Raw genomic sequence first — 9,878 nt, 5'->3', positions numbered from 1 at the left:
GTGGGGGCGGTGCTGCGTCCGAAGGTGGATGCGGCGCTGAACCTGCACGAGCTGACGCGTGGCATGGACCTCGCCGCCTTCGTCCTCTTCTCCTCGGCCGCCGGCGTTCTCGGTAACCCGGGGCAGGGCAATTACGCTGCGGCGAACGCGTTCCTGGACGCGTTGGCCACGTACCGCAGGGCCGAAGGGCTTCCCGCCCAGTCCCTCGCCTGGGGCCCCTGGGCGGACGGCGGCATGGCGGACAGCCTGCAGAGCGCCGACTCCCAGCGGATGCGCCGGACCGGCATCGAACCCCTTTCGGGTGAGGAGGGGACGGCCCTCTTCGACGCGGCCGAAACCTCCGGTGGGGCCGCACTGGTCACCATGCGCGTCGATCTCACAGGACCGGGGGCCCCGGAGCCGGACGACCTGCCCGACCTCTTCCGCGGACTGGTGCGGCCCAGTGGCCACCGAACCACCGACGCGTCGGCATCCGGAGCCTCAGCGTTCCGCCGGCGGATGAACTCCCTGACCGACAACGAGCGCGCGGAACAGGTGCTCGACCTCGTACGCGCCCACGCGGCCGCGATCCTCGGGTACGCGGGCCCCTCGGCCATCGAGCCGGACCGGGCCTTCAAGGAGCTCGGGTTCGACTCGCTGGCCGCGGTGGAGTTCCGTAACGGACTGGCCCAGGCCACCGGACTGCGCCCACCGGCCACGCTGGTCTTCGACTACCCGAACTCCCGCGCACTCGCCCAGTACCTCGCGGAGGAACTGCGTCCCGACTCTCCGACGGACGACGAGGCCGTGGGGGAGGAGCGGGTCCGGCGCATTCTGCAGGGAATTCCCCTGAGCCGGCTCAGGGACGCGGGACTGATGGAAGTCCTCTTCGAACTCGCCGGTGCTCATGACGAGCCGGTGAATCCGGCTGAGGGCATGGACGAACCTTCGCCCGACTCCATCGACTCGATGGACACCGAGAGCCTGATCAGCATGGCGCTCGACGGTTCCGGCCTTGACGACGCGACGCAGGGAATGTGAGTGCCCCGATGAGTAATTCTGACGAGAAACTGGTCGCCGCGCTGCGGGCTTCGCTCAAGGAGAACGACCGTCTGCGGGCCCACAACAGGAAACTGTCGTCCGCGGCCCGCGAACCCATTGCCATCGTCGCGATGAGCTGCCGATTTCCGGGCGGCGTCGAATCACCGGAGGCCCTTTGGCAGTTGGTGAACGATGGTGTGGACGCGATATCCGAGTTCCCGGAGAACCGGGGCTGGAACCTCGGCGCTCTGTACGATCCGGACGGCGAGCGACAGAACACCAGCTACGTCAACAAGGGCGGATTCCTTCACTCCGCGGACACGTTCGACCCGGTTCCCTTCGGCATCAGCCCGAACGAGGCCCTGATCATGGACCCGCAGCAGCGGCTGCTGCTGGAATGCTCGTGGGAGGTGTTCGAGCGGGCCGGCATCGACCCCGCCACGTTGAAGGGCAGCAAGACCGGCGTATTCGCCGGAATGATGTACCACGACTACGTCCACAACAGCGCTACGGGTTCCATCGCGTCGGGCCGTGTCTCGTACGTCTTCGGCTTCGAGGGGCCGTCGATGACGCTGGACACCGCGTGCTCGTCGTCGCTGGTGGCGTTGCACCTCGCGGCCCAGGCTCTGCGTTCCGGCGAGTGCTCGATGGCGCTGGCCGGAGGCGTGGCGGTCATGTCGACGCCTGAGGTCTTCGTCGAGTTCAGCCGACAGGGCGGCCTGTCCAAGGATGGCCGCTGCAAGTCGTTCGCAGGGTCCACCGACGGCACCAGCTGGTCGGAGGGGGCCGGCGTCCTGCTCCTGGAGAAGCTCTCCGACGCTCGCAGCAACGGACATCCGGTCCTGGCTGTGCTGCGGGGCAGTGCTGTTAATCAGGATGGTGCGAGTAATGGGCTGACGGCGCCGAATGGTCCGTCGCAGCAGCGGGTGATTCGTGCGGCGTTGGCTGATGCGCAGATTTCGTCGGATCAGGTGGATCTGGTGGAGGCGCACGGGACGGGGACGCGGTTGGGTGATCCGATCGAGGCTCAGGCGTTGTTGGCGACGTATGGGCAGGGGCGTGCTGAGGGTGACCCGTTGTGGCTGGGGTCGTTGAAGTCGAACTTGGGGCATGCGCAGGCTGCTGCGGGTGTGGGTGGTGTGATCAAGGCGGTGCAGGCGATTCGGCATGGTGTGTTGCCGAAGACGTTGCATGTGGATGTGCCGACGCCGCAGGTGGACTGGGCTGCGGGTGCGGTGGAGTTGTTGACGGAGTCGCGTGTGTGGCCGGAGCGGGATCGTCCGCGTCGGGTGGGTGTGTCGTCGTTCGGTCTGAGTGGGACGAACGCGCATGTGATCGTGGAGCAGGCTCCGGTGGTGGAGGAGCCGGAGGCGGTTGCTACCGCTGATCTGCCGGTGGTTCCGGTCGTGCTGTCGGCGCGGAGTGAGGCTGGTCTGTCCGGGCAGGCCGGGAAGCTGCTGGAGCAGATAGACGCTTCCTCTTCGCTGCTGGATGTGGGTTTCTCGTCGGTGGTCTCGCGTGCGGTGCTGGAGCATCGTGCGGTGGTTGCGGCTGCGGACCGTGAGGAGTTGGTGCGGGGTCTGACCGCACTGGCCGAGGGCGAGCCGTCCTCGTCGGTGGTGCGGGGGTCGGTGCGGCCGGCGGGCAAGATTGCGTTCCTGTTCACGGGCCAGGGCGCACAACGACTCGGTATGGGGCAAGAGTTGTACGGGGCGTTTCCCGTGTTCGCGGAGGCGTTCGATGCGGTGGTGGCTGAGCTGGATGCTCGGCTGGGTGTGAGTCTGCGTGAGGTGGTGTGGGGTGAGGATGTCGGTCTGTTGAACGGGACGATGTTCGCTCAGGCGGGGTTGTTCGCGGTGGAGACCTCGCTGTTCCGGCTGGTGGAGTCATGGGGCGTGCGTCCGGACTTCCTGGTCGGTCATTCCGTCGGTGAGATCGCGGCTGCGCATGTGTCGGGTGCTCTGTCGCTGGCGGATGCGGCGGAATTGGTGGTGGCGCGTGGTCGGTTGATGCAGGCGTTGCCCGCCGGTGGGTCGATGGTGGCGGTGGAGGCGACGGAGGCCGAGGTGCTTCCGCTGCTGACTGACGGGGTCGCGTTGGCTGCCGTGAACGGGCCGCGTGCGGTGGTCGTTTCGGGTACGGAGGCGGCGGTTCGCGAGCTGGTCGCGACGTTCGAGGCGCAGGACCGCAGGACGAGTGTGTTGCGGGTGTCTCACGCTTTCCATTCGCCGTTGATGGAGCCGATGTTGGCGGAGTTCGGGGCGGTGGTGGCCGGGCTGTCGTTCGGTGTGCCGTCGATTCCGGTGGTGTCGGGTGTGTCCGGGGATCTGTCGGAGGGCTGGGGTTCGCCGGAGTACTGGGTGCGGCATGTCCGCGAGGCGGTGCGGTTCGCGGATGCGGTGTCGTTCGTGGTGTCGCGGGGTGTGACGTCGTTCGTCGAGGTGGGTCCTGATGGTGTGCTGAGCGGGATGGCGCAGCAGTCGGTGGATGCGGAGTCGGCGGTGGTCTTCGTCCCGCTGGTTCGTAAGGGCCGCCCCGAGGTGGCCTCGGCCGTTGCTGCGCTGGGTCAGCTGCATGTGGCGGGTGTTCCGGTGGACTGGGCCCGGTTCTACGAGGGCTCGGGTGCCCGCCGCGTCGATCTGCCGACCTACGCCTTCCAGCGCGAGCGGTACTGGATGGAAGCGGAACTCGACGGCAACGACCCCGGCTCGCTCGGCTTGGGCACCACCGATCACCCGCTCCTCGGTGCGTCTGTCGCTCTGGCGGAAGCCGATGAGATGGTGCTCACCGGAAGGCTCTCTCTGGCCACCCAGGCCTGGATCGCCGATCACGGCGTGCTGGGCAGTGTGCTCCTGCCCGGCACAGCCTTCGTCGAGCTGGCCGTCAGAGCAGGTGACGAGGTCGGATGCGACCTCCTGGAAGAGCTGACGTTGCAGGCGCCACTCGTCATCCCCGAGCAGGGTGGTGTCGCGATTCAGGTGGCGATCGGCGCAGCCGATCCGGCGGGGCGGCGTTCGGTCAGCGTGTACTCGCGGGGCGACGGCGCCGGCTACGAGCCTTGGACGCGTCACGCGGAGGGCACCCTTGCCACGGGCGCGGGGACGCCGGTCGCGGACCTGACTGCATGGCCGCCGAAGGGCGCTACGGCCGTCAGCGTCGAGGGAGCCTACGACCTTCTTTCGGAGCGTGGCTACGGTTACGGGCCGGTGTTCCAGGGGCTCAAGGCCGCCTGGACCTCCGGGGAGGAGCTGTACGCGGAGGTCGCACTGCCGGACTCGGCGCACGACGACGCCCAGCGCTTCGGCCTGCACCCCGCCCTGCTCGACGCGGCCATGCACGTGGCGCTCATCGATGACGGTTCGCGGACCGACGAGTCGACCGTGCTGCCCTTTGCCTGGACCAACGTTGCTCTTCACGCGGCAGGGGCATCGGCTCTTCGCGTACGGATCGCGCCGGCCGGGCAGGACAGCGTGTCGGTCCTGGTGGCTGACGGGGCGGGCCAGCCCGTTCTCAGCGTCGGTGCATTGGTCTCCCGTCCGGTGTCGGTGGAGCAGTTGGCCGGGCCGGGTGGTGTGGGTGGTGGGTTGCACGAGGTGGTGTGGCGGCCGTTGGTGGCGTCTGTTGGTGGTGGTGTGTCGGTGTCGACGGTGTTCGAGGTGCCGTCGGTGGGTGTGGGTGTGGATCCGGTGGTGGGTGTGCGGTCGGTGTTGGGTGGGGTGTTGGAGGCGGTTCAGGGGTGGCTGTCTGATGAGGGGGGCGCAGATGGTCCGCTGGTGATCGTGACGCGTGGTGCGGTCTCCGTCGGAGCAGACGTTGGTGTGGATGTGTGTGTGGCGCCGGTGTGGGGGTTGGTGCGGGCGGCGCAGGCGGAGAATCCGGGCCGGTTCGTGTTGGTGGATGTGGATCCGGCGGGTGGGTCGTTTGCCGATGTCGCGGGTGCGGTGTTGGGGTCGGGGGAGCCGGAGGTTGCGGTGCGTGGCGGTGGCATCGTGGTGCCCCGTCTGGTGGAGGTGGCTGCCGGCGCTACTGCCGTGCCATCGGTGCCATTGGTGGTGGCGGATGGTGTGGTGTTGGTGACGGGTGGGACGGGTGGTTTGGGTGGTTTGGTGGCCCGGCACCTGGTGGAGGTGTATGGGGTGCGGCGGTTGGTGTTGGCGGGGCGTCGGGGTCCGGAGGCTCCTGGTGTGGATGACCTGTGTGGTGTGCTTCGCGGGTTGGGTGCTGAGGTGTCGGTGGTGGCGTGTGACATGTCGGACCGTGATGCGGTGGCTGGTCTGGTGGAGGGTGTGGGTGCGGATTTGGTTGGTGTCGTTCATGCGGCGGGGGCGGGTGATAACGGTCTGGTGGGGTCGATGGACGGGGCTCGGCTGGATCGGGTGTTGGGTGCGAAGGCGGATGGTGCTTGGTATTTGCATGAGTTGACGCGTGGGCGTGAGTTGGCGTTCTTCGTGTTGTTCTCGTCGGCGGGTGGTTCGGTTCTGGCGGCGGGTCAGGCGAACTATGCGGCGGCGAACGTGTTCCTGGACGCGCTGGCGGTGCATCGCCGCGCGGAGGGTCTGCCGGCTACTTCCCTGGCGTATGGGTTGTGGGCGGGTGCGGGGATGGGTGAGTGGTTGGGTGAGGCGGATCTGGAGCGGATGAGGCGGCAGGGGTTGCCGGCGTTGGAGGCGGAGCAGGGTCTGGCGTTGTTCGATGCGGGTCTGGCGTCCGGCCGGGCTGCTCTGGTTCCGTTGCCGATCGATGTCACCGCGCTCCGTACGCGTACCGACACCATTCCCGCGCTCCTCCGCGACCTCGTCCCCACCACCAGGCGACCCGCTGCACGTGCGGTGGCCGCGGCCGGGGCCGGAGACGGGCAGGAGCTGCTGCGCAGCCTGGCGGGGCTCGCAGACGACGAGCGGTCCCGCAAGCTGCTCGAGATGGTCCGTGGCCGCGTGGCCAAGGTGCTGGGCCATGCTTCGGCCCAGGCCATCGAGGCGGACCGGCCCTTCCAGGAGCTCGGCTTCGACTCGCTCAGCGCGGTGGAACTCCGAAACGAACTGAACCTGACGACCGCACTCCGGCTCCCCGCGACGCTGGTCTTCGACTACCCGACCTCGCGGGCAGTGGCGGGGTACATCGACGGCGAGCTCGACGGAAGCGGGGCCCGGGAGGCCGAGCAGTCGAGCAGCAGTCCCGCCGTGCGCGACCTGGACGACGAGCCGATCGTCATCGTGGGCATGGCCTGTCGCTACCCGGGCGGAGTGACCTCGCCCGACGACCTGTGGGACCTGGTGGCCGACGGCCGCGACGCGGTATCGGGCTTCCCGCGTGACCGGGGCTGGGACATCGAGGGCGTGTACGACCCCGAGCCGGGTGTGCCGGGCAAGACCTACGCGAACGAGGGCGGCTTCCTCTACGAGGCCGGCGACTTCGACCCGGCGTTCTTCGGTATCAGCCCGAACGAGGCCCTGATCATGGACCCGCAGCAGCGGCTGCTGCTGGAGGCGTCGTGGGAAGTCCTCGAACGGGCGGCGATCGATCCCCGCTCCCTGAAGGGGACCAGGACGGGAGTCTTCGCCGGCCTGATGTACCACGACTACGGCCAGGGAACGGAGGCCGCCGCGACCACGGGCGGCAGCCTGGTGTCCGGTCGCATCTCCTACACGCTGGGCCTTGAAGGGCCCTCTCTGACGGTCGATACGGCGTGCTCGTCGTCGCTGGTGGCCTTGCATCTGGCGGCTCAGGCTCTGCGTTCGGGCGAGTGCTCGATGGCGCTGGCCGGCGGTGTGGCCGTGATGTCCACCCCGGACATGTTCGTGGAGTTCAGCCGTCAGCGCGGGCTGGCGAAGGACGGGCGGTGCAAGTCGTTCGCGGGTGCCGCGGACGGTGCCGCGTGGTCCGAGGGTGTCGGTGTTCTGCTTGTCGAGCGGCTGTCGGACGCCCGGCGGCTCGGGCACGAAGTCCTGGCCGTGGTGCGGGGCAGTGCCGTCAACCAGGACGGGGCCAGTAATGGCATGACGGCGCCGAACGGTCCGTCGCAGCAGCGGGTGATCCGCGCGGCGCTGGAGAACGCAGGACTGTCCTACTCCGATGTGGATCTGGTGGAGGCGCATGGGACGGGGACGCGGTTGGGTGATCCGATCGAGGCTCAGGCGTTGTTGGCGACGTATGGGCAGGGGCGTGCTGAGGGTGACCCGTTGTGGCTGGGGTCGTTGAAGTCGAACTTGGGGCATGCGCAGGCTGCTGCGGGTGTGGGTGGTGTGATCAAGGCGGTGCAGGCGATTCGGCATGGTGTGTTGCCGAAGACGTTGCATGTGGATGTGCCGACGCCGCAGGTGGACTGGGCTGCTGGTGCGGTGGAGTTGTTGACGGAGTCGCGTGTGTGGCCGGAGCGGGATCGTCCGCGTCGGGTGGGTGTGTCGTCGTTCGGTCTGAGTGGGACGAACGCCCACGTGATTGTGGAGCAGGCTCCGGTGGTCGAGGAGCCGGAGGCGGTTGCTACCGCTGATCTGCCGGTGGTTCCGGTCGTGCTGTCGGCGCGGAGTGAGGCTGGTCTGTCCGGGCAGGCCGGGAAGCTGCTGGAGCAGCTGGAGGCCTCCTCTTCTCTGTTGGATGTGGGTTTCTCGTCGGTGGTGTCGCGTGCGGTGCTGGAGCATCGTGCGGTGGTTGCGGCTGCGGACCGTGAGGAGCTGGTGCGGGGTCTGACCGCACTGGCCGAGGGCGGGGTCACGGCTTCGGTGGTGCGGGGGGTTGCGCGGCCGGTAGGAACCACGGCATTCCTGTTCACGGGTCAGGGCGCACAACGTCTCGGTATGGGCCGGGAGTTGTACGGGGCGTTTCCGGTGTTCGCGGAGGCGTTCGATGCGGTGGTGGCTGAGTTGGATGCTCGGCTGGGTGTGAGTCTGCGTGACGTGGTGTGGGGTGAGGATGTCGGCCTGTTGAACGGGACGATGTTCGCTCAGGCCGGTCTGTTCGCGGTGGAGACGGCGTTGTTCCGGCTGGTGGAGTCGTGGGGTGTGCGTCCGGACTTCCTGGTCGGTCACTCGGTTGGTGAGATCGCTGCCGCGCACGTCTCGGGCGTGCTGTCGCTGGCGGATGCGGCTGAACTGGTGGTGGCGCGTGGTCGGTTGATGCAGGCGTTGCCCGCCGGCGGGTCGATGGTGGCGGTGGAGGCGACGGAGGCCGAGGTGCTTCCGCTGCTGACTGACGGGGTCGCGTTGGCTGCCGTGAACGGTCCGCGTGCGGTGGTCGTTTCGGGTACGGAGGCGGCGGTTCGCGAGCTGGTGGCGACGTTCGAGGCGCAGGACCGCAGGACGAGTGTGTTGCGGGTGTCGCATGCGTTCCATTCGCCTTTGATGGAGCCGATGTTGGCGGAGTTCGGGGCGGTGGTCGCCGGGCTGTCGTTCGCTGCCCCGTCGATTCCGGTGGTCTCGAACGTGACGGGTGAGGTTTCACAGGAGGTCGCGACGCCGTCGTACTGGGTGCGGCATGTCCGCGAGGCGGTGCGGTTCGCGGATGCTGTCCGCTTCTTGGAGGACCAGGGCGTCACCTCCTACATCGAGCTGGGCCCTGATGGCGTCCTGAGCGGAATGGCGCAGCAGTCCGCACGCTCGGAGTCAGCTCTCTTCGTTCCGTTGGTGCGTAAGGGGCGTCCTGAGGTGGCCTCGGCGGTTGCTGCGCTGGGTCGATTGCATGTGGTGGGTGTTCCGGTGGACTGGGCTCGGTTCTTTGAGGGTTCGGGTGCTCGGCGTGTTGGTTTGCCGACGTATGCGTTTCAGCGTGAGCGGTTTTGGTTGGAGTGTGTGGGTGGTGGGGATGCGGGTGGTTTGGGGCAGGTGGTGGTTGATCATCCGGTGTTGGGTGCTGTGGTGGAGTTGCCGGATTCGGGTGGTGTGGTGTTGACGGGTCGGTTGTCGTTGGAGGGGATGGGGTGGTTGGCGGATCATGTGGTGTTGGGTTCGGTGTTGTTGCCGGGTGCTGCGTTTGTGGAGTTGGTGGTGCGTGCTGGGGATGAGGTGGGTTGTGGGGTGGTGGAGGAGTTGACGTTGCGGGCGCCGTTGGTTGTTCCGGAGCGTGGTGGGGTGGCGTTGCAGGTGGTGGTGGGTGGTCCGGACGAGGTGGGGTGTCGTTCGGTGCGGGTGCATTCGCGGCGTGAGGATGCGGGTGCGGGTGGGGCGTGGGTGTTGCATGCGGATGGTGTCGTGGGTGGTGCGGGGGAGTCGGTGCCGGCGTTCGACCTCAGCGCATGGCCCCCGCCCGGCGCAGTCCGGGTGGAGGTCGTCGACATGTACGACCTCCTTTCGGAGCGTGGCTACGGCTACGGGCCGGTGTTCCAAGGGCTCAAGGCGGCCTGGACTGCCGGAGAGGACATCTACGCCGAGGTGGAACTCGACGACTCCGGACACGCGGACGCCAAGCGGTTCGGGCTGCATCCCGCGCTTCTCGACTCGACCATGCATGCCCTCGGGCTCCGAGCAGCCGGTGCCGAATCCGGACCGGAGGGGGACGACCGTCCCGCACTCCCCTTCTTCTGGGAGGGGATCCGCCTGTTCGCGTCAGGTCCGACCGCGCTGCGCGTACGACTCACGGGGTCCAGCGACGACACCGTGTCCCTGGCCATGGCTGACGCCACTGGAGCACCGGTCCTGTCGGTCGATGGGCTGACGCTCCGTCCGGTGTCGGTGGAGCAGTTGGCTGGGTCGGGTGGTGTGGGTGGTGGGTTGCATGAGGTGGTGTGGCGGCCGTTGGTGGCGTCGGTTGGTGGTGGTGTGCCGGTGTCGGCGGTGTTTGAGGTGCCGTCGGTGGGTGTGGGTGTGGATCCGGTGGTGGGTGTGCGGTCGGTGTTGGGTGGGGTGTTGGAGGCGGTTCAGGGGTGG

2 protein-coding genes are annotated in these 9,878 nt (G+C 68.1%); both read left to right on the top strand.

Going from position 1 to position 9,878, the window contains the following annotated elements; all coding sequences use genetic code 11:
• On the top strand, positions 1 to 1,020 hold a 1,020-nt coding region (locus tag ACIOEW_RS40960; RefSeq protein ID WP_362557695.1), incomplete at its 5' end, for a beta-ketoacyl reductase.
• 8 nt (positions 1,021 to 1,028) lie between these two features.
• A partial coding sequence (locus ACIOEW_RS40955) for a beta-ketoacyl synthase N-terminal-like domain-containing protein (protein ID WP_401970674.1) occupies positions 1,029 to 9,878 on the top strand: 8,850 nt, incomplete at its 3' end.

The organism is Streptomyces sp. NPDC087901 (assembly GCF_044742205.1).
In the GTDB taxonomy this organism is placed as follows: Bacteria; Actinomycetota; Actinomycetes; order Streptomycetales; family Streptomycetaceae; genus Streptomyces.
The sequence above is the reverse complement of the archived record's forward strand: the minus strand, read 5'-3'. Positions and strand labels throughout refer to the sequence as shown.